The organism is Streptomyces sp. NPDC005435 (assembly GCF_040703155.1).
Classification (GTDB): domain Bacteria; phylum Actinomycetota; class Actinomycetes; order Streptomycetales; family Streptomycetaceae; genus Streptomyces.
This window is the reverse complement of the sequence record NZ_JBEXEQ010000015.1, coordinates 35,137-59,803: the sequence shown is the minus strand read 5'-3', so window position 1 is coordinate 59,803 and position 24,667 is coordinate 35,137. Positions and strand designations below refer to the sequence as shown.

The window sequence follows — 24,667 nt, the reverse complement described above, 5'->3', positions numbered from 1 at the left end:
ATGACCGGTCTTTCCACCATCCTGATCGTCGTCGGCCTCTTCCTGGTCGGCGGCATCATCTCCTTCGTCAAGCAGAAGATGCCCACCAGCCTCATCGTGCTGGTCTCCATCGGCGCGGCCATGTGCCTGGTCGCGGGCGTCATGCGGCTGGGGGTGTGGAGTTGAGCGACGCGAAGAAGGTCGTCGTCTTCGACTACGGCTTCGGCAACGTCCGCTCCGCCGAGCGTGCCCTCGCCCGCGTCGGCGCCGACGTCGAGATCACCCGTGACTTCGACGCGGCCATGAACGCCGACGGCCTGCTCGTCCCCGGCGTCGGCGCGTTCGCCGCCTGCATGGAGGGCCTGCGCGCGGTACGCGGCGACTGGGTGATCGACCGGCGCCTGGCCGGCGGCCGCCCGGTGCTCGGCATCTGCGTCGGCATGCAGATCCTGTTCGCCCGGGGCATCGAGCACGGCGTGGAGACCGAGGGCCTGGACGAGTGGCCCGGCACGGTCGGCCCGCTCAAGGCCGAGGTCGTCCCGCACATGGGCTGGAACACCGTGGACGCGCCCGCCGACTCGCGGCTCTTCGCGGGCCTCGACCCGGCGGACCGCTACTACTTCGTGCACTCCTACGCCGTGCAGGACTGGGAGTTCGAGCAGCTCAACGCGGCCATGACCCCGCCCGCGGTGACCTGGTCGACCTACGGCGGGCCTTTCGTGGCCGCCGTGGAGAACGGCGCCCTCGCCGCCACCCAGTTCCACCCCGAGAAGTCCGGCGACGCCGGCGCCCAGCTCCTCACCAACTGGATCGGAACCCTCTAAGACCATGGCCAAGCTCGAACTGCTCCCCGCCGTCGACGTCCGCGACGGCCAGGCCGTACGCCTCGTGCACGGCGAGTCCGGCACCGAGACCTCCTACGGCTCCCCGCTGGAGGCCGCCCTCGCCTGGCAGCGCGCGGGCGCGGAGTGGCTGCATCTGGTCGACCTGGACGCCGCGTTCGGCACCGGGGACAACCGGGCCCTGATCGCCGAAGTCGCGGGCGCCATGGACATCAAGGTGGAGCTGTCCGGCGGCATCCGCGACGACGACACCCTCGCTGCCGCCCTCGCCACCGGCTGCACCCGCGTCAACCTCGGCACCGCCGCCCTGGAGACCCCCGAGTGGGTCGCCAAGGTCATCGCCGAGCACGGCGACAAGATCGCGGTCGGTCTGGACGTACGCGGCACCACCCTGCGCGGCCGGGGCTGGACCCGCGACGGCGGCGACCTCTACGAGACGCTGGACCGTCTGAACAAGGAGGGCTGCGCCCGCTACGTCGTCACCGACATCGCCAAGGACGGCACCCTCCAGGGCCCCAACCTGGAGCTGCTGAGGAACGTCTGCGCGGCCACCGACCGCCCGGTGGTCGCCTCCGGCGGTGTCTCCTCGCTGGACGACCTGCGCGCCATCGCCGGCCTCGTGCCGCTCGGCGTCGAGGGCTCCATCGTCGGCAAGGCGCTGTACGCCAAGGCCTTCACCCTGGAAGAGGCCCTGGCGGCGGTGGACCGGTGAGCGACGTACGCCGGGTGAACACCGGAGCGCCCTGGGAGGAGCAGTTCGGCTACTCCCGCGCGGTGGAGCTGCCGAACGGACTGGTGCTGGTCTCGGGCTGCACCTCCATCGTGGACGGGCAGATCGCCGGGGGCGGCCCGTACGAGCAGGCCGTCAACGCCTTCCACGTCGCGCTCGGCGCGCTGGAGCAGGTGGGCCTCGGGCGCGACGACGTGGTGCGCACCCGGATGTACATCACCCACGCGCGGGACGTGGAGGAGGTCGGACGCGCCCACAAGGAGCTGTTCGACTCCGTCCGCCCCGCCGCAACCATGATCATCGTCTCCGGTTTCGTGGACCCCAGCCTGGTCGTCGAGATCGAGGTGGAGGCGTTCCGAGGAGTGTCCGCATGAGCCTGGCCGTACGAGTGATCCCCTGCCTGGACGTGGACGACGGCCGGGTCGTCAAGGGTGTCAACTTCCAGAACCTGCGCGACGCGGGCGACCCGGTGGAGATGGCCAAGGTCTACGACGCCGAGGGCGCCGACGAGCTGACCTTCCTGGACATCACCGCCTCCTCCGGCAACCGGGAGACCACCTACGACGTGGTGCGCCGCACCGCCGAGCAGGTCTTCATCCCGCTCACCGTGGGCGGCGGCGTCCGCACCGCCGAGGACGTGGACAAGCTGCTGCGCGCGGGCGCGGACAAGGTGGGCGTCAACACGGCCGCCATCGCCCGTCCCGACCTCATCCGCGAGATCGCGGAGCGGTTCGGCCGCCAGGTGCTGGTCCTCTCGGTGGACGCCCGCCGCACGCCGTCCGGCTCCTTCGAGGTCACCACCCACGGCGGCCGCACGGGCACCGGCATCGACGCGGTCGAGTGGGCGCACCGGGCCGCCGAGCTGGGCGCGGGTGAGATCCTGCTCAACTCGATGGACGCGGACGGCACGAAGGACGGCTACGACATCGAGATGCTGGCCGCCGTCCGTCGGCACGTCTCCGTGCCGGTGATCGCCTCGGGCGGCGCGGGCGCGCTGGAGCACTTCTCCCCGGCGGTCGAGGCGGGCGCGGACGCGGTCCTCGCGGCGTCGGTCTTCCACTTCGGCGACCTGCGGATCGGGGATGTGAAGCGGACGCTGCGGGAGGCGGGGCATCCCGTCCGGTAAGCGGGGCGTTTCGTCCGCTTATTCGGTCAGCCGTTTGTCCTTTCACTCTTGGTAGTGAAGGCGGTAGTGGTCGGGGTTCCAGGCTGTATAAGCTGCGCATATGCCTGGAATCACGATCGAGTTCACCGAGGAAGAGCTGGCCGAGCTGCGCGCCGAGGCCAAGGAGCAGGGCGTGGCGATCAAGCGGCTGGCGCACGACATACTGACCGAGGACGTCGTGCGGCGGCGGCAGAAGCAGCGGTTCGTCGAGGGGGCCTCGAAGAAGGCCCGCGAGATCATGGCCGACTTCGAGGAGCGATTCCCGAAGGGACTCCGATGACGCTGTACGTCGATCCGGGATGGGTGCTCAACATCCAGGTCAACGTCTCCCCGCAGAACACCCCCATCCGTGACTGGGGCGCGCTCCACTGCATGGTCGAGCGGCACCGGTACGAGCGGGTAGCGGGCGAGCCGTACTACGAGGAGATCGCCTCCCGGGCGGCCACCTTCCTGCACACCGCCCTGCGCCTGCGGCCGTTCAGCGACTACAACGCGTCGATCGGTGTCGCCTGCGCCTGGGAGTACATGGAGCAGTCCGGCGTGCCCTTCGAGATGCCGCGCGGCGAAGTCGCCAAGCTCGTCGCCGACATCCGCAGCGACGAGGCCGACCTCCAGGAGACCGCCCGCCTGCTGCGCGAGTGGGCCGCGTGACCCAGTGACCGACACCGCGATACGCCCGGCCGCCCGGACCGAGAGCCGGGCGGCCCACCGTGATCCCAACGTCCTGCGCTGGCTCGGTGCCTACGCCGCCTCCATGGTCGGCGACAACGTCTACTACCTCGCCCTGTCCTGGGCCGCCGTACGCTCCGGAAGCCCCGCGGAGGCCGGGATCGTGGTCTCGGTGAGCGCGCTGCCGCGTGCCGTGCTGATGCTGGGCGGCGGAGTGGTGGCCGACCGCTTCGGACCGCGCCGCGTCGTCATCGGCAGCGACACCGTGCGCTGCGCGGCCGTCCTCGCCGTGGCCGCGCTGCTGTACGTCGCCCACCCCGGACTGTGGCCGCTGGCCGCGCTGGCGCTGCTGTTCGGCACCGTGGACGCCGTGTTCGTCCCCGCCGTGGGCGCCCTGCCGGCCCGGATCACCGGCCCGGACCAGCTGGCCCGCGTCCAGGGGATGCGCGGCCTCGCCAACCGGTTCGCCTCCGTCGTGGGCGCCCCGCTCGGCGGACTCGGCATCGCCATGGGCGGCGCGGCGGCCGCGTTCGGCGTGGCCGGCCTGCTCATCGCGGTCTCGGTGCCGCTGCTGGTCTCGGTACGGATGCGGGGGCTGCCCCCGGCCGAGGAGACCGGTACGCCCGGTGGGACGGGCCTGCCGGGGGAGGGCGCTTCCGGCGCCGCGGCCGGGGAGGCCGTGGCGGCGGCGACCCTGCCGCCCGCGGCCCCCGTGCTGCCCGGAGAGGCCGTCTCCGCCGTGGTCGCCGTGCCGCCCGCGGAAGCCCACCCCGCCGGGCCCCGCACACCGGCCGCCCCCGACGCGCCGGAGACCGCCCCCGCCCCGCGCCCGGCCGACGTCTGGCACGACCTGCGCGACGGACTCGCCTACCTCCGCCGCCACCGCGTCCTCGGCCCCCTGGTGCTGGCCATCGCGCTCGGGGACCTCGGCTTCGTCGGGCCGCTGAACATCGGGCTGACCCTGCTGGCCGACCGGCGCGGCTGGGGAGCCTCCGGCATGGGCTGGGTGCTCGCCGGGTTCGGAGTCGGCGCGGGCGCCGTGTCGATGCTGCTCGCGGTGCGGGGACGGCTGCCCCGGGCCGGACTGATCACCGGGTACGCCTGCATGGCCGGGGCCGTCGCCATCGGGGCACTGGGCCAGGTGTCCGCGCTGCCCGCCGCCGTCGGCGTCGCCCTGCTCATCGGGCTGCTCGCCGGACTCAGCGGGGTCCTGTGCGGGGCGCTGCTCCAGACCCAGGGCGACCCCGCCTACCTCGGCCGGGTCACCTCCGTCGCCAGCCTGGTCAGCCTCGGCCTCGCCCCGCTGAGCATGCCGTTCGCCGCCGCCGCGACCGGCGCCTGGGGTCCCGGGCCGGTGTACGCGGTCAGCGCCGTCGTCTGCGCACTGGGCGGAGCCGTCGTCCTCGTGTTCCCCGCGCTGCGCCGCGCCGAGCTGCCCCGCTGACCCGCGTTCCCGTGCCCCCGGTCCCCTCAGGGGATCGGCTGGGTGAGCTGGATCAGATTGCCCACCGTGTCGTCCAGGACCGCCGCCAGCAGCGGGCCCTGGACGGTCGGGGGGTGCGGGAAGCGCACGCCGAGGCCGCGCAGCCGCTCGTACTCGGCGAACAGGTCGTCCACCGCGAACACGATGCACGGCAGCCCCGCCTCGTACAGCGCCGCACGGTACGGCTCCGCGATCGGGCCCTCGCCGGGCTCCAGGAGCAGCTGGACGTCCGGCTGGACCCCGTCCGGCGCGCCCACCGTCACGAACAGGGCGCCGTCGCCGAGGTCCACGTGCAGCCGCGTCTCGAAGCCCAGCACCTCGGTGTAGAAGGCGTGCGCCCGCTCGACGTCGTCGACGTACACCCCCGTCATCGCGACCTTGATCACGGCGGCGCGCCCGGGTCTCAGATGCCGAGCTGCCGGGAGTCGCCCACCTTGGCGATCGCGTCCGGGTCGCCGTCCAGCACCACCTTGGCCGCGTCCTGCCGCCCGAAGACGAACATCAGCAGCTCGGCGGGCTCCCCGGTCACCGTCACCACCGGCGCGCCCTTGTGCGCGACCACGGTCTGCCCGTCCGGGCGGCGCAGCACGAGCCCGGTCGGCGCCTTGCGCCCCGCGAGGCGGGCCGTGCGCTCCAGGCGCGACCACAGCGTGTCCTGGAACACCGGGTCCAGCTCGCGCGGGCTCCAGTCCGGCTGGGCGCGGCGTACGTCCTCGGCGTGGACGAAGAACTCCACCGTGTTCGAGGCCTCGTCGACCTGCTTGACGGAGAACGGCGAGAGCTTCGGCGGGCCCGTACGGATGAGCTGGATCAGCTCGGAGTACGGCTTCGCGGCGTACTCCTCCATCACCCGGTCCAGACGGGGCGCGAGCTGCTTCACGAACTGGCCGGCGACAGCGTCCGGGCGGCGCTCGCGCACCACCACATGGGCGGCCAGGTCCCGGGTGGTCCAGCCCTCGCACAGCGTCGGGGCTTCCGGTCCTGCGGTTTCCAAGAGGTCGGCGAGCAACAGCCGTTCACGCTTGGCGAAGGTCGACATGGGCTCAGCCTACGACCATACGGAAGGACCGCACAGCGGACACGGACCGTGACGCGCCGCCCCGCACGGCACAATGGCACCCATGACCCGTACGACCGGCAGCCCCCGCCCCAGCGGCCTCGACCCGGAGATCGCCGCCCGCCTCAAGCGCGACCGCGACGGACTCGTGCCCGCCATCGCCCAGCAGTACGACACCGGCGAGGTACTGATGCTCGGCTGGATGGACGACGAGGCGCTGCACCGCACCCTGACCACCGGCCGCTGCACGTACTGGTCCCGCAGCCGCCAGGAGTACTGGGTCAAGGGCGACACCTCCGGCCACGTCCAGCTCGTGAAGTCGGTCGCGCTGGACTGCGACGCCGACACCCTGCTGGTCAAGGTCGACCAGACGGACGCCGCTTGCCACACCGGCGACCGCACCTGCTTCGACGCCGACGTGCTGCTCAAGGACGGGGACCGCTGAACACCATGGACCTCGACACCTTCCGCAAGCTCGCCGCCGACCGGCGGGTCATCCCGGTCACCCGCAAGCTCCTCGCCGACGGCGACACCCCGGTGGCGCTGTACCGCAAGCTCGCCGCCGAACGCCCCGGCACCTTCCTGCTGGAGTCCGCCGAGAACGGCCGCTCCTGGTCGCGCTACTCCTTCGTCGGCGTCCGCTCGGCCGGCACCCTCACCACGCGCGACGGCGAGGCGCACTGGCTCGGCACCCCGCCGGTCGGCGTCCCCACCGACGGTGACCCGCTCGCCGCCCTGCGCGCCACCCTCCAGGCCCTGCACACCCCGCACCAGGAGGGCCTGCCGCCCTTCACCGGCGGCATGGTCGGCTATCTCGGCTACGACATCGTCCGCCGCCTGGAGAAGATTGGCCCCGGCGAGCGCGACGACCTGAAGCTCCCCGAGCTGACCATGCTCCTGACCAGCGACCTCGCGGTCATGGACCACTGGGAGGGCTCGGTCCTGCTGATCGCCAACGCGATCAACCACAACGACCTCGACACCGGCGTGGACGAGGCGTACGCCGACGCGGTCGCCCGGCTCGACGCCATGGAGGCCGACCTCGCCCGCCCGGTCGCCCAGCCCCCGGCCGTGCTGCCGCCCTCCGAGCTGCCCGAGTACACCGCGCTGTGGGGCGGCCCCGACTTCCAGGAGGCCGTCGAGGACGTCAAGGAGCGCATCCGCGCGGGCGAGGCCTTCCAGGTCGTCCCCTCCCAGCGCTTCGAGACCCCGTGCACGGCGAGCGCGCTGGACGTGTACCGGGTCCTCAGGGCCACCAACCCGTCCCCGTACATGTACCTGTTCCGCTTCGACGGTTTCGACGTGGTCGGCTCCTCGCCCGAGGCGCTGGTCAAGGTCGAGGACGGGCGCGCCATGGTGCACCCCATCGCCGGCACCCGGCACCGGGGCGCCACCCCGCAGGAGGACCAGGCCCTCGCCGACGAGCTGATGGCCGACCCCAAGGAACGCGCCGAGCACCTGATGCTGGTCGACCTCGGGCGCAACGACCTCGGCCGGGTCTGCGAGCCCGGCTCGGTGGAGGTCGTCGACTTCATGTCGGTCGAGCGCTACTCCCACGTGATGCACATCGTCTCCACGGTCACCGGCAAGGTCTCCGGCGGCCGCACCGCCTTCGACGTGCTCACCGCCTGCTTCCCGGCGGGCACCCTCTCCGGCGCCCCCAAGCCCCGCGCGATGCAGATCATCGACGAGCTGGAGCCCTCCCGTCGCGGTCTGTACGGCGGCTGCGTCGGCTACCTCGACTTCGCGGGCGACTCCGACACCGCCATCGCCATCCGCACCGCCCTGCTGCGCGACGGCACGGCGTACGTCCAGGCGGGCGCCGGGATCGTCGCGGACTCCGACCCGGTCGCCGAGGACCAGGAGTGCCGCAACAAGGCCGCCGCGGTGCTCCGCGCCGTCCACACCGCCAACCGGCTCGGCACCGTCTGACCCGTTCGCGTGGAACCCCGGGTGCATGATCGCCCGGGGTTCAGGCGATAGTGGAGTACGTGACTGCCGTACCTCACCCCCGTACCGAAGCCGCCGCGCCCGTCCGGTCCAGCCGGCGCAGCCTCGCGGCGGCCCTGCTGTTCGGCGCGCTCGGCGCGGCCGTGGCGCTGCTCGCGACCCGGCAGCGCTGGTCCGAGGGCACCGCGACGGTGGCCGGCGGCACCTTCCCGCTGACCGCCAGGGGCAGCGACGTCACCGGGGTCCCGGCGGCGCTCGCCGTCGTGGGCCTGGCCGCGCTGGTCGCCGTCTTCGCGGTCCGCCGGGCCGGGCGCCTCGCCGTCGCCGGACTGCTCGCGCTCTCCGGCGCGGGCATCGTCGCCGCCGCCCTCGCCGGAGTCTCCGACGGCTCCGCCCTGGACGAGAAGGCCGCCCAGGCCACCGGCGACACCTCGGCCACCGTCGCCGCCCTCACCCACACCGGCTGGCCCTACGTCGCGGCCGTCGGCGGTGTGCTGATCCTGCTCGCCGGGGTACTCGCCCTGCGGTACGGCCGCCTGTGGCCCGCGATGTCCGGGCGTTACGAGCGCGGCACGCAGCGCCCCCGGCGCACCGCGCGCCCGGTCGATCCCGAGCGCCCCGAGGAGATGTGGAAGGCGCTGGACCGGGGCGAGGACCCCACCGGCACCTGAGCCCCGCCCCGGGTGTGGCCGACGGTGTGGCCGACGGGTGTGGCCAACCAGACTCGACCCCCGCGTCGGTCTCCCGCGCGCGTGCGGGACAATGGGCCTCGGGCGTCCGGCCCGTACCGACCGGCGGCCTTCAGAAACGTACGTCACGTACACAGCAGCTAGGAGCAAGTCATGGCGGGCAGCAGCCACGGTCACACCCCGGCCGCCTGGACCGGTGTCATCATCGCCTTCATCGGTTTCTGCGTCGCGGGCGCCTTCACGGTGATGGCCCAGCCGCTCGGCTTCTGGGCCGGCCTGGTGATCGTGGTCCTCGGCGGCGTCGTCGGCATGATCATGCGTTCCATGGGTCTCGGCCAGCCCAAGGAGAACGGCCAGATCACCCACCTGACCCCCACCACGACCCGCGAGCCGGTCACCGCCGAGAGCTGACCGACCCGGCACACCGCACCCGAGGGGCGGCCCAGGCACCATGTGCCGGACCGCCCCTCGCGCGTACGGGGCCGTCTTCCCCTGCGCGCCCGCGCACCCCGCGCGGCACAATGCCAGCGTGAACGCCGACACGCCCACCGCTCCCGCTCACCCCGCCGTCCCGCCCGCCCCCGCCCCCCTGTGGCGGAGGCTCGCCGCGCCCGCCGGGACGCTCGCGGCCGTGGTGGGCGCGTTCGCCTATGTCGGGGCCGTGGACCCGAACCAGCCCGGGCATTACCCGGTCTGTCCGCTGTACGCGCTCACCGGGCTGTACTGCCCCGGCTGCGGGGGCCTGCGCAGTGCGCACGCCTTCGTGCACGGGGACCTGCTCGGCGCGCTGCGGGACAACGCGTTCGGGGTGGCCGCCTATGTCGCCTTCGCCGTGCTGTGGACCGTCTGGGCCGTGCGGGCGGCGCGTGGGAGGGCGCTGCGGATCGAGATCGGAGCCGCGCAGCTGTGGGTGTTCGGGGGCGCCCTGCTGGTGTTCAGCGTCGTCCGGAATCTGCCGTCCGGTGGCTGGTTGCATCCTTGATCAACTACGAAAGTCCAGGTAAGGGGACCGCCGCGCACCGGATGCGAAGTCGGACACCTCCTGCGGATACCATCGCAGTGACCACGGGTTTTCGAACCCCGCAGGCTTAACGGCCTGATCTTCACGACCGTCTGGAAGGGGGCCGCTCGCGTGAGTGTGCTCGACGAGATCATCGACGGAGTCCGGGCCGACCTCGCGGAGCGCCAGGCACGCGTCAGCCTCGACGAGCTCAAGGAGCGTGCCGCCAAGGCTCCCGCCGCCAAGGACGGGGTGGCCGCGCTCAAGGGCGACGGCGTCAAGGTCATCTGCGAGGTCAAGCGCTCCAGCCCCTCCAAGGGCGCGCTGGCCGCCATCGCCGACCCGGCGGGCCTCGCCGCCGACTACGAGGCGGGCGGTGCCTCCGTCATCTCCGTCCTCACCGAACAGCGCCGCTTCGGCGGCTCGCTGGCCGACCTGGAGGCCGTCCGCGCCCGCGTGGACATCCCGGTGCTGCGCAAGGACTTCATCGTCACGTCGTACCAGCTGTGGGAGGCCCGCGCCTACGGTGCCGACCTCGCGCTGCTGATCGTGGCCGCCCTGGAGCAGCCCGCCCTGGAGTCCCTGATCGAGCGCGCCGTCTCCATCGGCCTCACCCCGCTGGTCGAGGTGCACGACGAGGACGAGGTGGAGCGCGCCGTGGACGCGGGCGCCAAGATCATCGGCGTCAACGCCCGCAACCTCAAGACGCTCGAGGTCGACCGCACCACCTTCGAGCGCGTCGCCCCCGAGATCCCCGACGAGCTGGTCAAGATCGCCGAGTCCGGCGTGCGCGGCCCCCACGACCTGATCGCCTACGCCAACGCCGGCGCCGACGCCGTCCTGGTCGGCGAGTCCCTGGTCACCGGCCGCGACCCCAAGACCGCGGTGGCCGACCTGGTCGCGGCGGGCGAGCACCCCGCCCTCCGCCACGGCCGCGGCTGACCACCGGTAGGCTGACAGCGATGAACAGGACCCTGCCCACCGTGGACCGGCACGCCCGCCTCGCGCGCGGCTGCCGCCCGAGGGGCTGCCGCGCCCCGGCCCGCAGGGTCCACGGCCGCAGGGTCAGGTACCACATCGGCGCCGAGCCGGGCCAGATCAACGGCATGCGATGGCAGCAGCCGACCTTCAGGGGCGCGGGGAACTGCGCGAGCAACCACTGACGGCTCGCGGCCAAAGACGAATCCCCGCCCCCACGGCGATTAGTGTTTTTTCCACGCACTCACCGTGAGGTACTGGCATGCCCAGCAACTACTTCTTCCCTGACCCGGAAGGCCAAGTCCCCAGCGCCGAAGGCTACTTCGGCGCCTTCGGCGGCAAGTTCATCCCGGAGGCCCTCGTCGCCGCCGTGGACGAGGTCGCCGTCGAGTACGAGAAGGCCAAGCAGGACCCCGAGTTCGCCCGCGAGCTCAACGACCTCATGGTCAACTACACCGGCCGCCCGAGTTCCCTGACCGAGGTGCCGAGGTTCGCCGAACACGCCGGAGGCGCCCGCGTGTTCCTCAAGCGCGAGGACCTCAACCACACCGGCTCGCACAAGATCAACAACGTGCTCGGCCAGGCCCTGCTCACCAAGCGCATGGGCAAGACCCGCGTCATCGCGGAGACCGGCGCAGGACAGCACGGCGTCGCCACCGCCACCGCCTGCGCCCTGTTCGGTCTCGACTGCACGATCTACATGGGCGAGATCGACACCGAGCGCCAGGCCCTCAACGTGGCCCGGATGCGGATGCTCGGCGCCGAGGTCGTGGCCGTGAAGTCCGGCAGCCGCACCCTGAAGGACGCCATCAACGAGGCGTTCCGCGACTGGGTCGCCAACGTCGAGCACACCCACTACCTGTTCGGCACGGTCGCGGGCCCGCACCCCTTCCCGGCGATGGTCCGCGACTTCCACCGCGTCATCGGCGTCGAGGCCCGCCGCCAGATCCTGGAGCAGGCCGGACGCCTCCCGGACGCCGCCATCGCCTGCGTGGGCGGCGGCTCCAACGCCATCGGCCTCTTCCACGCCTTCATCCCCGACGCGGACGTCCGCCTGATCGGCTGCGAGCCCGCCGGACACGGCGTGGAGACCGGCGAGCACGCGGCCACCCTCACCGAGGGCGAGCCCGGCATCCTGCACGGCTCCCGCTCCTACGTCCTCCAGGACGAGGAGGGCCAGATCACCGAGCCGTACTCGATCTCGGCGGGCCTGGACTACCCGGGCATCGGCCCCGAGCACGCCTTCCTGAAGGACTCCGGGCGGGGCGAGTACCGCGCGGTCACCGACGACGAGGCGATGCGGGCGCTGCGGCTCCTGTCGCGTACCGAGGGCATCATCCCGGCCATCGAGAGCGCCCACGCGCTGGCCGGCGCCCTTCAGGTCGGCAAGGAGCTGGGCCCCGACGGGCTGATCATCGTCAACCTCTCCGGGCGCGGCGACAAGGACATGGACACCGCCGCCCGCTACTTCGGCCTCTACGACACCGACGCCGAGGTGGCCGCCGACCAGACCGACACCGCCGAGATCGAGGGGGACGCCAAGTGAGCGGGAACGTACAGCTGCTGAGCGACACCCTCGCCGCCGCCAGGGCCGAGGACCGCGCCGCGCTGATCGCCTACCTCCCGGCCGGGTTCCCGACCGTGGACGGCGGCATCGAGGCGATCAAGGCCGCCTTCGACGGCGGAGCGGACATCGTCGAGGTCGGGCTTCCGCACAGCGACCCGGTCCTGGACGGCCCGGTCATCCAGACCGCCGACGACATCGCGCTGCGCGGCGGCGTGAAGATCGCGGACGTGATGCGCACGGTCCGCGAGGCCCACGCGGCCAGCGGCAAGCCGGTGCTGATCATGACGTACTGGAACCCCATCGACCGCTACGGCGTCGAGCGGTTCACCGCCGAGCTGGCCGAGGCGGGCGGCGCGGGCTGCATCCTGCCCGACCTGCCGGTCCAGGAGTCCGCGCTGTGGCGCGAGCACGCCGAGAAGCACGGTCTCGCCACCGTCTTCGTGGTCGCCCCGAGCAGCAAGGACGAGCGGCTCGCCCGGATCACCGCGGCGGGCAGCGGCTTCGTCTACGCGGCCTCGCTCATGGGCGTCACCGGCACCCGGGAGTCGGTCGGCGCGCAGGCCCAGGACCTGGTGGAGCGCACCCGCGCGACCAACGGCGACCTGCCCGTCTGCGTCGGTCTCGGCGTCTCCAACGCGGCCCAGGCCGCCGAGGTGGCGGGCTTCGCCGACGGCGTGATCGTCGGCTCGGCCTTCGTCAAGCGGCTGCTGGACGCCCCGGACGAGGCGGCGGGCATCGAGGCGGTCCGCGCGCTCGCCGCCGACCTGGCGAAGGGCGTGCGCGGCACGGTCTGAGCCGTCGCTCCGACGGGCACGGAACCCCACGGTCACTCGAACGGGTGGACCTACGGCCGGGGAGGCGCAATGCGCCTCCCCGGTTCGTTCAGGGGGTGTGAGCGAGAAGAACCGTGACGGAAAGCGCAGTGCCCGGCAGAAGATGGCGGCGGAGCGCGAGAAGCAGAAGTCCGCGGAGAGGCGGCGCCGGGCGCTGATCGTGGGCGCGAGCGTGGTCTGTGTCCTCGGCCTCGCCGCGGTGATCGGCGTCATCGCCGCGAACGCGGGCAAGGACAAGGGCAACAAGAACGCGGGCCCGGTCGTGGCCCCCTCCGGCGCCCAGGGCAAGGACAGCCTCGCGATCCCGGTCGGCAAGGACGGCGCCAAGTCCACGCTCACCGTCTGGGAGGACTTCCGCTGCCCGGCCTGCCAGGCCTTCGAGACGCGGTACCGCCCGGTGCTGCACGAGCTGACGGACGCCGGAAAGCTCCGCGTCGACTACCACCTGGTCCGCCTGATCGACGGCAACCTGGGCGGCACCGGCTCCCTGCGCGCGGCCAACGCCGCCGCCTGCGCGCAGGACGCGGGCAGGTTCCGTGACTACCACGACGTGCTCTACGCCAACCAGCCCGAGGAATCGGACGACGCCTTCGCGAGCGACGACAAGCTGATCCAGCTCGCCGGCAAGGTCAAGGGCCTGGACACCCCGGCCTTCCGCTCCTGTGTGAAGGACGGCACGCACAACAGCTGGGTGAACCGCTCGCAGCAGGCGTTCGAGGCGGGCAAGTTCGGCGGCACGCCCACGGTCCTGTTCGACGGCAAGAACATCTACCAGGACCAGTCGATGACCCCGGAGAAGCTCAAGCAGATGGTGGAGGACGCCGACCGAGGGTGAGCCACGTTTCTCACCTGCCCGTTATGGAGCCGTAGCCCGGTCGCCCGGCGTCCGCGCGGCCCGGCACGGTAGCGTCGACCCTGCCATGGATATTGCCTACATTCCCAGTCCGTCGCGCGGGGTGCTGTACCTCGGCCCCATTCCGCTGCGCGGTTACGCCTTCTGCATCATCATCGGCGTCTTCGTCGCCGTCTGGCTCGGCAACAAGCGCTGGGTCGCCCGGGGCGGCCGCGCCGGCACGGTCGCCGACATCGCCGTGTGGGCCGTGCCCTTCGGCCTGGTCGGCGGACGGCTCTACCACGTGATCACGGACTACGAGCTGTACTTCAGCCCGGGCCGGAACTGGGTGGACGCCTTCAAGGTCTGGGAGGGCGGCCTGGGCATCTGGGGCGCGATCGCGCTCGGCGCGCTCGGTGCCTGGATCGGCGCCCGCCGCCGGGGCGTCGCGATGCCCGCCTACGCCGACGCCGTCGCCCCCGGCATCGCCTTCGCCCAGGCCATCGGCCGCTGGGGCAACTGGTTCAACCAGGAGCTGTACGGCCGCGAGACCCATCTGCCCTGGGCCCTGCACATCACCTCCTCCGAGGGCGGCCGGGTGCCGGGCTACTACCACCCGACCTTCCTCTACGAGTCGCTGTGGTGCGTCGGCGTCGGCTTCCTGGTCATCTGGGCCGACCGCCGCTTCAAGCTGGGCCACGGCCGCGCCTTCGCGCTGTACGTCGCCGCCTACTGTGTGGGCCGCGGCTGGATCGAGTACATGCGCGTGGACGACGCCCACCACATCCTGGGCCTCAGGCTCAACGACTGGACGGCGCTGATCGTCTTCCTGCTCGCGGTGGCCTACCTGATCGTCTCGGCGCGGCTGCGGCCGGGCCGGGAGCCGGTGGTGGAGGCGGGTGCCGCCGAGGACGCCGAGGGCGCCGAAGCGGGCGGGGCGAAGGACGACGAGTCCGAGAGCGACAAGCCGAAGGGCACGGCGGACGGCAAGGACAAGGGCAAGGACGAGGCGAAGCCCGAGGACGGCTCGGCCGAGTCCAAGAAGGCCGAGTCTGAGAAGGCCGAGGCCAAGTCCGAGGACACCGCCGCCACGGCGGCCAAGGTCGACATGTCCAAGGCCGACGAGGCCGAGGACAGCGACGCCGAGGACGACGACGCCAAGGTCAAGGACACCGCCGAGGCCAAGAAGGGCTGACGCGCGCCAGGCATACGGAGGGCGCCCGGGGATTCCCCGGGCGCCCTCTTCGCGTACCGTCCCGCAGGGGCCCCGCCCGCTCAGCCCCGCCGCACCAGCGACAGCGTGCGCCGGGCCAGCGCCACCGTCGCCGCGTCGATGAAGCGGCCGTCCGGCAGGGCCTGGGCGCCCTGCTCGGCGGCGGCCGCCTTGACCACGGTCTCGGCCTCCTCCAGCTCCGCCGGGGTCGGCTGGTAGGCCCGCTCGATCACCGGGAGCTGGCGCGGGTGGATCGCGGCCCGCCCCAGGAAACCCAGGGCGCGGCCCCGGGCGCAGGAGGCGGCCAGCCCGTCCAGGTCCCGGATGTCGGGATGGACGGACTGCGGCGGCGGGGCGAGTCCCGCCGCGCGGGCGGCGACGATCACCCGGGCCCGGGACCAGTCGAGCCCCGAGTCCGCCCGTACCCCGAGATCGGCCCGCAGGTCCGCCTCGCCCAGCGAGATCCCGCGCAGCGAGGGATGGGCGCGGGCGATGGCGTGGGCGTGCTCGATGCCGAGGGCGGATTCGAGCAGCGCGTACAGCGGCAGCGCGGTGAGGACGGCGGTGTGCCGTACCTCGTCGGGGGAGGCGACCTTGGGCAGCCGCAGCCCGGACACGCCGGGCAGCGTGCCCAGCGCGGCCAGGTCCGCCGCGCCCCACGGGCCGTCGGCCGCGTTCAGCCGGACGTGCACCGGGACCGGCTGGTGCTCGGAGAGCCGTTCGGCGGTGGCCGTGCGGGCGTACTCCTTGCGGTCCGGGGCGATGGCGTCCTCCAGGTCGATCACCACCACGTCCGCGCCCGCGACGAGCGCCTTGTCCACCACATGGGGCCGGTCGCCGGGGACGTAGAGCCAGGTCAGCGGGGTACGGGTCACAGCGCGCCCTCCTCGCGCAGGGCACCGAGGTCGGCCGGCCCGAGCCCCAGCTCGGTGAGCACGTCCTCGGTGTCGGCGCCGTGGGCCCGGCCGGCCCAGCGGATCGCGCCGGGGGTCGAGGAGAGCCGGAAGAGGACGTTCTGCATCTTCAGCGGGCCGAGGTCCGGGTCGGCGACGGTGGTGACCGTGTCCAGGGCCAGATACTGCGGGTCGGTGAACACGTCCCGTACGTCCTGCACGGGGGCGATCGCGGCCTCCGCCTTCTCGAAGGCGGCCAGCACCTCGTCCCGGTCGCGGGCCGCGATCCAGGAGCCGACCGCCGCGTCCAGGACGTCGGCGTGCGCGGCCCGCTGGGCGCCGCTCGCGAACCACGGCTCCTCGATCAGCTCCGGGCGGCCCACCAGGCGCATCACCCGCTCGGCCACCGACTGCGCCGAGGTGGAGACGGCGACCCAGGAGCCGTCGGCGGTGCGGTAGGTGTTGCGCGGGGCGTTGTTCGCGGAGCGGTTGCCGGTGCGTTTCTGCACATAGCCGAGCTGGTCGTACCAGGTGGGCTGGGGGCCGAGCACGGCGAGCATCGGCTCGATGATGGCCATGTCCACGACCTGCCCGGCGCCGGTGCGGTCGCGGGCGGCCAGCGCGGTGAGCACGGCGTACGCGGTCGCCAGCGCGGTGACCGAGTCCGCGAGCCCGAACGGCGGCAGGGTCGGCGGCGCCTCCGGCTCGCCGGTCAGCGCCGCGAAGCCGCTCATGGCCTCCGCGAGCGTGCCGAACCCGGGCCGGTGCGCGTACGGCCCGAACTGGCCGAAGGCGGTGACCCGGGCGAGGACGAGACGCGGGTTGACGGCCGACAGCTCCGGCCAGCCGAGGTCCCACTTCTCCAGGGTGCCGGGGCGGAAGTTCTCGATCACCACGTCGGCGGTGGCCGCGAGCCGCAGCAGGGTCGCGCGGCCGCCGGGGCGGGACAGATCGAGGGTGATGGCGCGCTTGTTGCGGCCCAGCACCTTCCACCACAGCCCGATCCCGTCCTTGGCGGGACCGTGCCCGCGCGAGGGGTCGGGCCGCCGGGGATGCTCCACCTTGATCACCTCGGCGCCGAAGTCACCGAGCATCGTGGCGGCGAGCGGACCGGCGAACAGCGTGGCCAGGTCCAGGACGCGCAGCCCGTCCAGCGGCTGGACGGACGGGCGCGGGGCGCGGGGCGTGTTCTCGTCTCGGCTGCTCATGTCGTGTACTGCGCCTCGATCTCCTGGCGGTACGGCATCGACGCCGACGCCCCTTCCCGCTGCACCGACAGGGCCGCGGCGGCCGACGCCCACATCAGGGCCTCGCGGATGGGGCGTTCCTCGGCGAGGGCGACCGCGAGCGCGCCCGCGAAGGTGTCGCCGGCGCCGGTGGAGTCCACGGCGGTGACGAGGGGTGCGGGTACGACCAGGGGCTCGGTGCCGCGGGCGACGTAGAGGCTGCCGGCCGCGCCGAGGGTGACGACCACTTCCGGCACCAGGTCGAGCAGGGCGGTGGCCGCCTCGCGCGGGTCGATGCGTCCGGTGAGGGTGACGGCCTCGTACTCGTTGGGGATCAACAGGTCGGTGGCTTCGAGGAGTTCGGGTGGCAGGGGCTGGGCGGGGGAGGGGGTGAGGACGGTGCGCACGCCGTGCCGCCGGGCGGTCTCGGCGCCCGCGAGGACCCCGTCGAGCGGGATCTCCAGCTGCAGCAGCAGGGCGTCGGCGCCGCTGAGGGCGCCCTCGTCGCCGGGGGCGAGGTGGTCCAGGGTGCCGTTGGCGCCGGGGATGACGACGATGGCGTTGCCGCCCTCGTCGTCCACCACGATGTGCGCGGTGCCGGAGGGGCCCTCGACCGTGCGCAGGAAGTCGGTGTCCACGCCGGAGTGTTCGAGGGTGTCGCGCAGCCGGAGCCCGAAGGCGTCGTTGCCGACGGCGCCGATCATCGAGACGGTGGCGCCGCACCGGGCGGCGGCGATGGCCTGGTTGGCGCCCTTGCCGCCGGGGATGGTGTGGAACTCGCGCCCGGTCACGGTCTCGCCGAGCTGTGGGGCCTTGGCGACGTAGGTGACGAGGTCCATGTTGGTGCTGCCGAGGACCGCGATGTGGGTCATGGTCGGGTCGCCTCCAGGTGGGTGAGATGGGCCAGGGTGTCGAAGCCGGTGCCGTCGAAGTCGGCGACGGTGGTGGCGAGCCGGTTCTTCAGCGGGGCCCGCCAGTGCTCGGGCAGCGCCTCGGGGGAGCCCGCGAGCAGCCCCGCGACACTGCCCGCCGTCGCCCCGTTGGAGTCGGTGTCCCAGCCGCCGGACACCGCACGGCAGATGGAGCCGGAGAAGTCGCCGTCCGCGTGGGTGAGGGCGGCGACGGTCAGCGCGGTGTTGGGGATCGCGTGCACCCAGTGGTGGGTGGCGTCGTAGCGGGCGTGGAGCCGGTCCACCACGTCGTCGAAGTCGGCGTGCTCGTGCGCCAGTCGAACGGCGTGGTCGAGTGCCCCGGCCAGCCGGGAGCGGGCCGGGACGACCGTGCGGCCGGTGCGCAGACAGGCGTGCACGTCCTGCGTGCCGGTCGCGGCGGCGGCGAGGACGGCGGCAATGAACATCGCCGCGTAGACGCCGTTCGCGGTGTGGGTCAACACGGCGTCGCGGTAAGCCTGTTCGGCGGCGGCCGCCGGGTCGCCCGGGTGGGTCCAGCCGTGCACGTCGGCGCGGATCAGCGCGCCGATCCACTCGCGGAACGGGTTGCGGTACCGGGCGGTGCGCGGGGGTTCGATCCCGCCCAGGAGGTTGCGGAAGGCGACGCGCTCGGCGGTGAAGGTGCGGCCGGGCGGGAGTTCGTCCAGCCAGAGCGCGGCCACCTGGTCGGTGGTGAAGGCGCGGCCGTGCCGCCGGAGCAACAACAGGGCCAGCAGCGGGTAGTTGAGGTCGTCGTCCTCGGGCATCCCGTCGATGTTCTCGGCGAGCGAGGTGGGGGCCGAACGGCGGTTCCAGGGGTGGCGGGCCAGCAGCTCGGCGGGGACGCCCTCGGCGGTGAACCACGTGGTCAGCGGCCGGTTCCCGGCGGCCTCGGCGAGGGCGCGGATGCCGTCCAGGGGCAGCTTCTCCACGGGCTTGCCCAGCAGGCACCCGGCCGCGCGGCCGAGCCAGGCGGCCTCCAGGGCGGCGGGGGAGACGCCGGTACGGGCTTGCGGGGCGGGCCAGTTGGGGCACGCTTCGGTGAGCGCGGTCCATTCCGTCGGCTCGTCCGCCGCCAACGCGCCGGGCAGATCGGCCAGTTCGTCGAGCAGGTCCTCGGCGAGGAGGCGCAGCGAGCGGGAGACCGGCTCCGGGGAGGCGCCGGCCCGCTCCGGGGCGTCCGGGCCGCCCGCCGCCTTCCAGCGCGCCTCGATCCGCGCGGGCTCCCTCCCGTCCAGGCGGGCCTGGCGGATCTCATGGCCCAGCAGGTCCTCGGGCTGGACCCAGGTCAGCCGGATCATGCCGGGTCCCCGAGGGCGGCGAAGGCCCGCTCGTGCGCGCGCCGCCGCTCCACGTCCCGCGCGAAGACCTCCCGGGCGACCCCGGCCAGTGCCCGCGCCGGGGCCCACAGGTCCAGGCGGCTGGCCTCGGCCACCGTCTTCGCCCACTCCTCGGGCACCGGCGAGCCCAGCGCGCCGGTGATCGCGCCCGCCATGGTGGCGATGGAGTCGCAGTCGCGCCCGTAGTTGACCGAGCCGAGCACCGCGTGCCGGTAGTCGCCGCCCGCGACCAGCACCATGCCGAGCGCCACCGGCAGCTCCTCGATGGAGTGCAGCCGCGAGGGGCGGCGGGCGCCGAGCGAGGGGGCGCGGTAGTCGGGGCCGACCGTGTCGTACGGCGCGACCGCCGTGCGCAGCGGGACGAGCGCCGACTCGAAGTCGCCGTACCCGGCGGCCGTTTCGCACACCTTCTCGATCGCCTCGCGGGTGCCGTCCTTCGCCAGCGCCAGGCAGGCGGCGACCACGGAGTCCGGGGTGGCTCCCGGCGCGGCCGCCGCGGCGACGGCGGCGGCGAGGACCCCGGCCGCCTCCCTGCCGTACGACGACTGGTGCGCGCCCGCGACGTCCAGTGCCTCGGCGTACGCGGCGGCCGGGTCGGCGGCGTTGACCAGGCCGACCGGCGCCATGTACATCGCCGCACCGCAGTTGACGATGTTTCCGCTGCCCGCCTCGCGCGGGTCCATGTGACCGTAGGCCAGCCGGGCCACCAGCCACTTCTCGGCGAGGAAGATCCGCTGGAGCGGCAGCGCCTCCGCCTCCAGCTCGGGAATCCAGCGGGGGCTGGTCATCAGGTCCGGGACCAGGTGGTCGGCGACCGCGTAGGCGTCGAGGTGGTCGCGGACGCGCTCGTAGACCCGGATCAGCGCGTGGGTCATCAAGGTGTCGTCGGTGACGTGCCCGTCGCCCTTGTGGTACGGCGCGATGGGGCGGGCGGTGCGCCACTCGTCGCCGTTCCAGGGGCCGACGATGCCGTGGACGCGGCCGCCGTGGCGGTCGGCGATCTGGTCGGGGGAGTAGCCCTCGACGGGGCCGCCGAGCGCGTCGCCCACGGCGGCGCCGACCAGGGCCCCGGTGATCCGGGCGTCCAGCGCGGTCAGTCCCGGGCCGGGGGCGCCGGAGCCTTCCCGGCCGGTGGTTTCCGGGCCGGGGAATTCTTCCTTTTCGGGCGTCATACCCGAATCATCCCTCCGGTCGGGCCCGTTGCGCGGCTTCCAGCAGCCCGGCGAGTTCCACGAGGTCCGTACCGGTGAGCCGGGGCAGCGCACAGCCGGACAGCACACGGCACGCGTCCCGCCAGGTCTGCGGTACGGACGCGCCGCCGCCCAGCGCCCCGGTGAGCGCCCCGGCCAGCGCCGGAGCGGAATCCGCGACCCGGGACAGACACGCGGCGGCCGGGACGGCCTCGCGGATGCGGCCCCCGGAGACGGCCGTCAGCGCCAGCGCGACGGGGACCGTCTCGGCGGCGGCGACGCCGTAGCTGTACACATGATCGACGATCCGGTGCTCCAGGAGGGGGATCAGCTCGAAGGCCGAGCCGCTGTCCGGGACCAGCGCGAGCGCCTGGCGGGCGTTGCGGCCGATCTCCGTCCCGGAGGGGAGTTCCGCGAGCGCCGCCGCCACGCACTCGTCCGGCTTCGACCCGCCGAGGGCCGCCGCCAGGGCCGCCGCCATGGCCCGCGCGCCGTGCACGCCGTCGCCGTCCTGGGTGTAGCGGGCGTCGAACTCCGCGAGGTCGGCCGCGCGCTGCGGATCGCCGGGGTGGGCCACGGCGAGGACACAGGCGCGCACGCAGGCGGCGTCGTCGAAGTAGTGCGGGTTGTCGTGCCCGGTGGCGGGCGGCCGCAGCCCGGCGGCCAGATTCCCGAGGCCCGCCCGGACCGAGATCCGCGCGCGCAGCGGCAGTACGGCCGACTCGATCTCCGGGGCCCGGTCCGCCGCGGCCGCCACCTCGGCGGCGACGGCCGTCCAGGTCAGGTCGATGGCCGCGCGCATCCGGCGCTCCCGGCTGAGGTCCCCGAGCACGGCGTCCCCGGCCCGCAGTACCGCCTCGGCGGCGAACGCGGCCCACTCGGCGTCGTCGGAGGGGCCGAGGCGCAGCGGCTCCGGGGGCTGGTTCAGCGCGACCGGCACGGGCAGCGTGGTCGTCGCGTTCTGCTCCGCGAACGTGTCCAGCTCCCGGGTGAGCCGCCGCGTCCACTCCGGCATCCGCGCCGCCCGGTGCCGCGCCGCCGGCCATCCTGCGGCGTCCCCGGCGGCGAGGCCGAGCAGCAGTCCTTCGATACGGCGGCTCACGCGGGGACCTCCGAGTCGGCGCGGGCGGCTGTGGCCGGGGCGGACGGGTGTGTGGGCGCGGCCCGCTCCGTGACGGCGGCGGCGCCCTGCGCCGGGTGTCCTGCGTCGTCGGGGGGCGGGACGGGAACGGCCCGCCCCCCGGCCGCCTCCGGACCGGTCCCGGTCCCGGTCCGCCCGGCAGCGCCCGTGGGGCCGGGCGCCGAGGCCAGGGCGGTCGGTGCCCCGGCCGTCTCCCGGCGCACCCCGGCCCGCTCCGGGGGCGCGATCCCGGCGGGAGCCGCCACGGTTGCCGCCCCGCCCTCGGGCGCCGCGCCGCTCCCGGCCGTCACCAGTTCCCGTACCTCCTCGCTGCCGACCGCCACCAGCTCCCGTACCCCCTCCGGTGCCGTGCCGTTCCCCGCCGTGACCACCTCGCGGAGCGCCCCGCCCCGCACCAGTTCCCGTACCTCCACCGGCAGGAAGTCCGGAACGGCCAGCGCCTCGCCCCACTTGCCGCCCTCCTCCGGGACCAGGAGTTCCGCGACGTCCAGGATGTGGTGGCCGGCCATGGCGGGCAGGCAGCGGCCGCGGGCCGGGCCGATGGCGGCGGCCCAGTCGGCGGGGATCGCGGAGACGCCCTGGGTGGCGCCGGCGAGGGCGCCCGCGACGGCCGCCGTGGTGTCGGCGTCGCGGCCCATGTTGACGGCCGTGAGGACCGCCTCCCGGAAGTCCCCGTCGGCCGCCGCGTACGCGCCGAAGGCGAGGGCGACGGCCTCGGGGGCGAGGTCGGTCCAGGGGTAGCCGCCGATGACCACGGCGGAGCGGACCGCGCGTTCGCCCCGGTGGGCGACGGCGACCGCGCGGCGCAGCGAGCGGGCGGTCCAGGAGTCGTCGGGTACGGCCGCGAGCGCGGCGGCGATGACGACGGCCGGGTCCGCGCCCGCCATCGCCGCCGCCACCCCGGCCGCGACCGCCTGCCCGCCGTGGATGCCCTCGCCCTCGTGGCTGACCGAGCCGTCGATCGCCACCAGGCGGGCCGCCTCGGCGGGGCGCCCGGCGGCGAACACCCCGAAGGGCGCCGCCCGCATCGCGAGCCCGTCGCTCCAGGCGTGCCGGTGCTGGGCGGAGATGGGAGCCGCGAGGCCCCGCCGCAGGTTCTCCAGGGTGCCGCGCTCGCTGAAGCCCGCGCCCCGGAAAGGCCCCTCGGCGCGGTCCGCGATCCACTGGTGCCAGGCCGCCTCGACATGCGCCGGGGTGAGCGCGGAGCCGTGCCGGGCGAGCAGCAGCCCCGAGAAGATCGCGTACTCGGTGTCGTCCGTGCCCGAGGGGCGGTCCGTGACGTATCCGGTGATACGGCCCCAGCGGGCGCGGATCTCGGAGGGCTTCATGTTCTCGGCCGGGGCGCCGAGCGCGTCCCCGACCGCCAGGCCGAGCAGCGCCCCGCGCGCCCGCTCACGCGGTCCGGGGCGGTCCCCGGGCGCCGGGTCCACGGCGGAGTCCGGGGCGGAGTCCGGGGCGGGGTCCGGGGTGGAGTCCGGGTCGGGGTCCGGGGCGGTGCGGGCGGTCGAAGCCATGGCGGACTCTCCTTCGGCGGTGGGCCGCGCCAGGTCCCGTCGGCCGCGCTGCCCTTTGCGGATGTGTCCCCCGCGAGACGCGCCGGCCAGCCTCCGAAGGGCCGGTATCACCCTCTCGGCATCTGAGCGTTCGATTCCTCGGATGAGCAAGAAAAGGTAAAACCGCAGGTTAGCCCAGCCTTTCCTTGCTGGCGGGTGCGGAATGACCGACGTAGGTTAGGGGTTGTCAAAAGATAGAAACAGTCCAAAGTTAGCTTTGGCTAAGCTTCCCGGGGGTTCTGGATGGCCATCATCGACACCGAGGCCACACTGCACGAGGCGCACCGTGACAACCACACGCACCGCGATGTCAACGGCGGCTGGCTGCGCCCCGCCGTGTTCGGCGCGATGGACGGTCTGGTGTCCAACCTCGCCCTGCTGACCGGTGTCGCGGGCGGGTCCGTCGGCCATCAGACGATCGTGATCACGGGGCTCGCCGGGCTCGCCGCCGGCGCCTTCTCCATGGCGGCCGGTGAGTACACCTCCGTCGCCTCGCAGCGCGAGCTGGTGCTCGCCGAGCTGGACGTCGAGCGCCGCGAGCTGCGCCGGCACCCGCAGGCCGAGGAGGAGGAGCTGGCCGCGCTGTACACCGCGCGCGGAGTCGAGCCCGGCCTCGCCCGCGAGGTCGCCCGGCAGCTGTCGAAGGACCCCGAACGCGCCCTGGAGATCCACGCCCGCGAGGAGCTGGGCATCGACCCCGCCGACCTGCCCTCGCCGCTGGTGGCCGCCGTGTCCTCGTTCGGTTCGTTCGCGCTGGGTGCCCTGCTGCCCGTCCTGCCGTTCCTGCTGGGCGTGACCGTGCTCTGGCCCGCCGTACTCCTCGCCCTCGCCGGGCTCTTCGGCTGTGGTGCGGTGGTGGCCCGGGTGACGGCGCGGACCTGGTGGTTCAGCGGTCTGAGGCAGCTCGCCCTCGGCGGCGCCGCGGCCGGTGTGACGTACGCCCTGGGCGGCCTGTTCGGTACGGCCCTAGGATGAGTGCGCGGAATATATGCGAAAGCCCGCATAAATAATCGTTACTCGCGGGTTTCGAACGCTTAACCACGGGGCATGACCAGTGAGCACTGGCACTGCGGGCAATGACGCCTGCGGTGACGCCCGCGGACCGGGGGAAAGACGCCCGGCCCGCCCCCCTCGGACCGGCCGGTCCCGATCCGACCGATTGTCCCCGGCCCGGCCTTCACGCACCTTTCCCGCCGCCGTGCGCGGCACCCGCCGCGAACGACCTCGCGGCACCCGCCGCGACCCCTGCGGCACCCCGCCGCACCCCAGCGGCACCCGCCGCGACCTTCCGTGTGGCGTCCGCATGGTGGAACGGCCTATCCGGTTCCCGGGAGCCGTCCCATCATGTAACCTGCACGAAATTTTGCACCCCACGCAGAGGGCCAGCGTCGTCCCTCGGTACCGCACA

At 73.7% G+C, this 24,667-nt stretch carries 28 protein-coding genes and 1 pseudogene; 20 read left to right on the top strand and 9 right to left on the bottom strand.

The annotated features are described in order from the left end of the window. The 8 genes from AB0898_RS20405 to AB0898_RS20370 all read left to right on the top strand — a co-directional run bounded on the left by AB0898_RS20405 (position 1) and on the right by AB0898_RS20370 (position 4,829). Entirely contained in the window at positions 1–165 is a 165-nt protein-coding gene (locus tag AB0898_RS20405; RefSeq protein ID WP_030810044.1) for a hypothetical protein, read from the top strand. Next, the gene (gene hisH / locus AB0898_RS20400) at positions 156–803 is read left to right on the top strand and encodes an imidazole glycerol phosphate synthase subunit HisH (protein WP_366804347.1); all 648 of its coding nucleotides are present in this window, start codon (positions 156–158) and stop codon (positions 801–803) included. Before AB0898_RS20405 ends, hisH begins: the two co-directional genes overlap by 10 nt. Positions 804–807: 4 nt before the next feature. Next, positions 808–1,533: a bifunctional 1-(5-phosphoribosyl)-5-((5-phosphoribosylamino)methylideneamino)imidazole-4-carboxamide isomerase/phosphoribosylanthranilate isomerase PriA gene (gene priA, locus AB0898_RS20395; protein ID WP_366804346.1), complete on the top strand. Its 726-nt coding sequence runs from the start codon at positions 808–810 to the stop codon at positions 1,531–1,533. Further along, positions 1,530–1,925, top strand: coding sequence for a RidA family protein (locus tag AB0898_RS20390; RefSeq protein ID WP_366804345.1), 396 nt, complete (start codon positions 1,530–1,532; stop codon positions 1,923–1,925). The genes priA and AB0898_RS20390 overlap by 4 nt, the downstream gene beginning before the upstream one ends. After that, the gene (gene hisF / locus AB0898_RS20385) at positions 1,922–2,677 is read left to right on the top strand and encodes an imidazole glycerol phosphate synthase subunit HisF (protein WP_366804344.1); all 756 of its coding nucleotides are present in this window, start codon (positions 1,922–1,924) and stop codon (positions 2,675–2,677) included. The genes AB0898_RS20390 and hisF overlap by 4 nt, the downstream gene beginning before the upstream one ends. A gap of 100 nt (positions 2,678–2,777) precedes the next feature. Beyond that, positions 2,778–2,996, top strand: coding sequence for a hypothetical protein (locus AB0898_RS20380; protein WP_018545641.1), 219 nt, complete (start codon positions 2,778–2,780; stop codon positions 2,994–2,996). Further along, positions 2,993–3,367, top strand: a complete 375-nt coding sequence (locus AB0898_RS20375) for a hypothetical protein (RefSeq protein WP_366804343.1) — start codon at positions 2,993–2,995, stop codon at positions 3,365–3,367. Before AB0898_RS20380 ends, AB0898_RS20375 begins: the two co-directional genes overlap by 4 nt. A gap of 4 nt (positions 3,368–3,371) precedes the next feature. Next, a complete protein-coding gene (locus AB0898_RS20370) occupies positions 3,372–4,829 on the top strand; it encodes an MFS transporter (protein ID WP_366804342.1) in 1,458 nt (485 codons plus the stop codon). A gap of 26 nt (positions 4,830–4,855) precedes the next feature. On the opposite strand, the gene AB0898_RS20365 is transcribed toward AB0898_RS20370, so the two are convergent. Together AB0898_RS20365 and AB0898_RS20360 are read right to left on the bottom strand one after the other, a co-directional pair. Beyond that, on the bottom strand, positions 4,856–5,254 hold the full coding sequence (locus AB0898_RS20365; RefSeq protein WP_366804341.1) for a VOC family protein: 399 nt from the start codon (positions 5,252–5,254) through the stop codon (positions 4,856–4,858). Positions 5,255–5,271: 17 nt separating this feature from the next. Then, complete coding sequence (locus tag AB0898_RS20360; protein ID WP_366804340.1) at positions 5,272–5,907, bottom strand: TIGR03085 family metal-binding protein; 636 nt, start codon at positions 5,905–5,907, stop codon at positions 5,272–5,274. Positions 5,908–5,989: 82 nt separating this feature from the next. Here AB0898_RS20360 and hisI point away from each other — a divergent pair, with 82 nt between their 5' ends. The 11 genes from hisI to lgt all read left to right on the top strand — a co-directional run bounded on the left by hisI (position 5,990) and on the right by lgt (position 14,969). Then, positions 5,990–6,370, top strand: coding sequence for a phosphoribosyl-AMP cyclohydrolase (hisI, locus tag AB0898_RS20355; protein WP_366804339.1), 381 nt, complete (start codon positions 5,990–5,992; stop codon positions 6,368–6,370). A 5-nt stretch (positions 6,371–6,375) separates the two neighbouring features. Beyond that, positions 6,376–7,857 carry an anthranilate synthase component I gene (locus AB0898_RS20350; RefSeq protein ID WP_366804338.1) on the top strand — a complete coding sequence of 494 codons (1,482 nt, stop codon included), beginning with the start codon at positions 6,376–6,378 and terminating at the stop codon, positions 7,855–7,857. Positions 7,858–7,907: 50 nt separating this feature from the next. Then, complete coding sequence (locus AB0898_RS20345; protein ID WP_366804337.1) at positions 7,908–8,546, top strand: TIGR02234 family membrane protein; 639 nt, start codon at positions 7,908–7,910, stop codon at positions 8,544–8,546. A gap of 171 nt (positions 8,547–8,717) precedes the next feature. Then, on the top strand, positions 8,718–8,975 hold the full coding sequence (locus tag AB0898_RS20340; RefSeq protein ID WP_366804336.1) for an HGxxPAAW family protein: 258 nt from the start codon (positions 8,718–8,720) through the stop codon (positions 8,973–8,975). A 118-nt stretch (positions 8,976–9,093) separates the two neighbouring features. Next, a complete protein-coding gene (locus tag AB0898_RS20335) occupies positions 9,094–9,546 on the top strand; it encodes a DUF2752 domain-containing protein (RefSeq protein ID WP_407078372.1) in 453 nt (150 codons plus the stop codon). Between the two features lie 150 nt (positions 9,547–9,696). Next, positions 9,697–10,506: an indole-3-glycerol phosphate synthase TrpC gene (trpC, locus tag AB0898_RS20330; protein ID WP_362386504.1), complete on the top strand. Its 810-nt coding sequence runs from the start codon at positions 9,697–9,699 to the stop codon at positions 10,504–10,506. 20 nt (positions 10,507–10,526) lie between these two features. Beyond that, positions 10,527–10,727, top strand: a complete 201-nt coding sequence (gene trpM / locus AB0898_RS20325; RefSeq protein WP_366804335.1) for a tryptophan biosynthesis modulator TrpM — start codon at positions 10,527–10,529, stop codon at positions 10,725–10,727. A 77-nt stretch (positions 10,728–10,804) separates the two neighbouring features. Beyond that, complete coding sequence (trpB, locus tag AB0898_RS20320; RefSeq protein ID WP_366804334.1) at positions 10,805–12,088, top strand: tryptophan synthase subunit beta; 1,284 nt, start codon at positions 10,805–10,807, stop codon at positions 12,086–12,088. Continuing rightward, entirely contained in the window at positions 12,085–12,903 is an 819-nt protein-coding gene (trpA, locus tag AB0898_RS20315) for a tryptophan synthase subunit alpha (RefSeq protein ID WP_366804333.1), read from the top strand. Before trpB ends, trpA begins: the two co-directional genes overlap by 4 nt. 97 nt (positions 12,904–13,000) lie before the next feature. After that, complete coding sequence (locus AB0898_RS20310; RefSeq protein ID WP_366804332.1) at positions 13,001–13,777, top strand: thioredoxin domain-containing protein; 777 nt, start codon at positions 13,001–13,003, stop codon at positions 13,775–13,777. Positions 13,778–13,862: 85 nt separating this feature from the next. Next, entirely contained in the window at positions 13,863–14,969 is a 1,107-nt protein-coding gene (gene lgt / locus AB0898_RS20305; protein WP_366804331.1) for a prolipoprotein diacylglyceryl transferase, read from the top strand. Positions 14,970–15,049: 80 nt separating this feature from the next. Here lgt and AB0898_RS20300 read toward each other — a convergent pair whose 3' ends face one another. From AB0898_RS20300 to AB0898_RS20270, 7 genes and pseudogenes are all read right to left on the bottom strand, one after another. After that, positions 15,050–15,862: a CoA ester lyase gene (locus AB0898_RS20300; RefSeq protein ID WP_366804330.1), complete on the bottom strand. Its 813-nt coding sequence runs from the start codon at positions 15,860–15,862 to the stop codon at positions 15,050–15,052. After that, positions 15,859–17,088 carry a CoA transferase gene (locus tag AB0898_RS20295; protein WP_366804329.1) on the bottom strand — a complete coding sequence of 410 codons (1,230 nt, stop codon included), beginning with the start codon at positions 17,086–17,088 and terminating at the stop codon, positions 15,859–15,861. Before AB0898_RS20295 ends, AB0898_RS20300 begins: the two co-directional genes overlap by 4 nt. After that, complete coding sequence (gene rbsK, locus AB0898_RS20290) at positions 17,085–17,978, bottom strand: ribokinase (protein WP_366804328.1); 894 nt, start codon at positions 17,976–17,978, stop codon at positions 17,085–17,087. The genes AB0898_RS20295 and rbsK overlap by 4 nt, the downstream gene beginning before the upstream one ends. Then, positions 17,975–19,336 carry an ADP-ribosylglycohydrolase family protein gene (locus AB0898_RS20285; protein ID WP_366804327.1) on the bottom strand — a complete coding sequence of 454 codons (1,362 nt, stop codon included), beginning with the start codon at positions 19,334–19,336 and terminating at the stop codon, positions 17,975–17,977. Before AB0898_RS20285 ends, rbsK begins: the two co-directional genes overlap by 4 nt. Further along, complete coding sequence (locus tag AB0898_RS20280) at positions 19,333–20,547, bottom strand: ADP-ribosylglycohydrolase family protein (RefSeq protein ID WP_366804326.1); 1,215 nt, start codon at positions 20,545–20,547, stop codon at positions 19,333–19,335. Before AB0898_RS20280 ends, AB0898_RS20285 begins: the two co-directional genes overlap by 4 nt. A gap of 7 nt (positions 20,548–20,554) precedes the next feature. After that, complete coding sequence (locus AB0898_RS20275) at positions 20,555–21,667, bottom strand: ADP-ribosylglycohydrolase family protein (RefSeq protein ID WP_366804325.1); 1,113 nt, start codon at positions 21,665–21,667, stop codon at positions 20,555–20,557. Between the two features lie 482 nt (positions 21,668–22,149). Next, positions 22,150–23,220 (bottom strand): annotated as a pseudogene (locus AB0898_RS20270) (ADP-ribosylglycohydrolase family protein); the annotation flags it as partial. A gap of 282 nt (positions 23,221–23,502) precedes the next feature. On the opposite strand from AB0898_RS20270, the gene AB0898_RS20265 reads away from it, so the two are divergent. Then, positions 23,503–24,234, top strand: coding sequence for a VIT1/CCC1 transporter family protein (locus AB0898_RS20265; RefSeq protein WP_366804324.1), 732 nt, complete (start codon positions 23,503–23,505; stop codon positions 24,232–24,234). Positions 24,235–24,667: the final 433 nt, after the last annotated feature.

Excerpts from the sequence above, each read along its gene's own strand:
- AB0898_RS20405 (WP_030810044.1), top strand. The coding sequence starts at position 1 with ATGACCGGTCTTTCCACCATCCTGATCGTCGTCGGCCTCTTCCTGGTC.
- priA (WP_366804346.1), top strand. The coding sequence starts at position 808 with ATGGCCAAGCTCGAACTGCTCCCCGCCGTCGACGTCCGCGACGGCCAG.
- hisF (WP_366804344.1), top strand. The coding sequence starts at position 1,922 with ATGAGCCTGGCCGTACGAGTGATCCCCTGCCTGGACGTGGACGACGGC.
- AB0898_RS20380 (WP_018545641.1), top strand. The coding sequence starts at position 2,778 with ATGCCTGGAATCACGATCGAGTTCACCGAGGAAGAGCTGGCCGAGCTG.
- AB0898_RS20375 (WP_366804343.1), top strand. The coding sequence starts at position 2,993 with ATGACGCTGTACGTCGATCCGGGATGGGTGCTCAACATCCAGGTCAAC.
- AB0898_RS20360 (WP_366804340.1), bottom strand. The coding sequence starts at position 5,907 with ATGTCGACCTTCGCCAAGCGTGAACGGCTGTTGCTCGCCGACCTCTTG.
- hisI (WP_366804339.1), top strand. The coding sequence starts at position 5,990 with ATGACCCGTACGACCGGCAGCCCCCGCCCCAGCGGCCTCGACCCGGAG.
- AB0898_RS20350 (WP_366804338.1), top strand. The coding sequence starts at position 6,376 with ATGGACCTCGACACCTTCCGCAAGCTCGCCGCCGACCGGCGGGTCATC.
- AB0898_RS20340 (WP_366804336.1), top strand. The coding sequence starts at position 8,718 with ATGGCGGGCAGCAGCCACGGTCACACCCCGGCCGCCTGGACCGGTGTC.
- trpM (WP_366804335.1), top strand. The coding sequence starts at position 10,527 with ATGAACAGGACCCTGCCCACCGTGGACCGGCACGCCCGCCTCGCGCGC.
- trpB (WP_366804334.1), top strand. The coding sequence starts at position 10,805 with ATGCCCAGCAACTACTTCTTCCCTGACCCGGAAGGCCAAGTCCCCAGC.
- lgt (WP_366804331.1), top strand. The coding sequence starts at position 13,863 with ATGGATATTGCCTACATTCCCAGTCCGTCGCGCGGGGTGCTGTACCTC.
- AB0898_RS20295 (WP_366804329.1), bottom strand. The coding sequence starts at position 17,088 with ATGAGCAGCCGAGACGAGAACACGCCCCGCGCCCCGCGCCCGTCCGTC.
- rbsK (WP_366804328.1), bottom strand. The coding sequence starts at position 17,978 with ATGACCCACATCGCGGTCCTCGGCAGCACCAACATGGACCTCGTCACC.
- AB0898_RS20285 (WP_366804327.1), bottom strand. The coding sequence starts at position 19,336 with ATGATCCGGCTGACCTGGGTCCAGCCCGAGGACCTGCTGGGCCATGAG.
- AB0898_RS20280 (WP_366804326.1), bottom strand. The coding sequence starts at position 20,547 with ATGACGCCCGAAAAGGAAGAATTCCCCGGCCCGGAAACCACCGGCCGG.
- AB0898_RS20265 (WP_366804324.1), top strand. The coding sequence starts at position 23,503 with ATGGCCATCATCGACACCGAGGCCACACTGCACGAGGCGCACCGTGAC.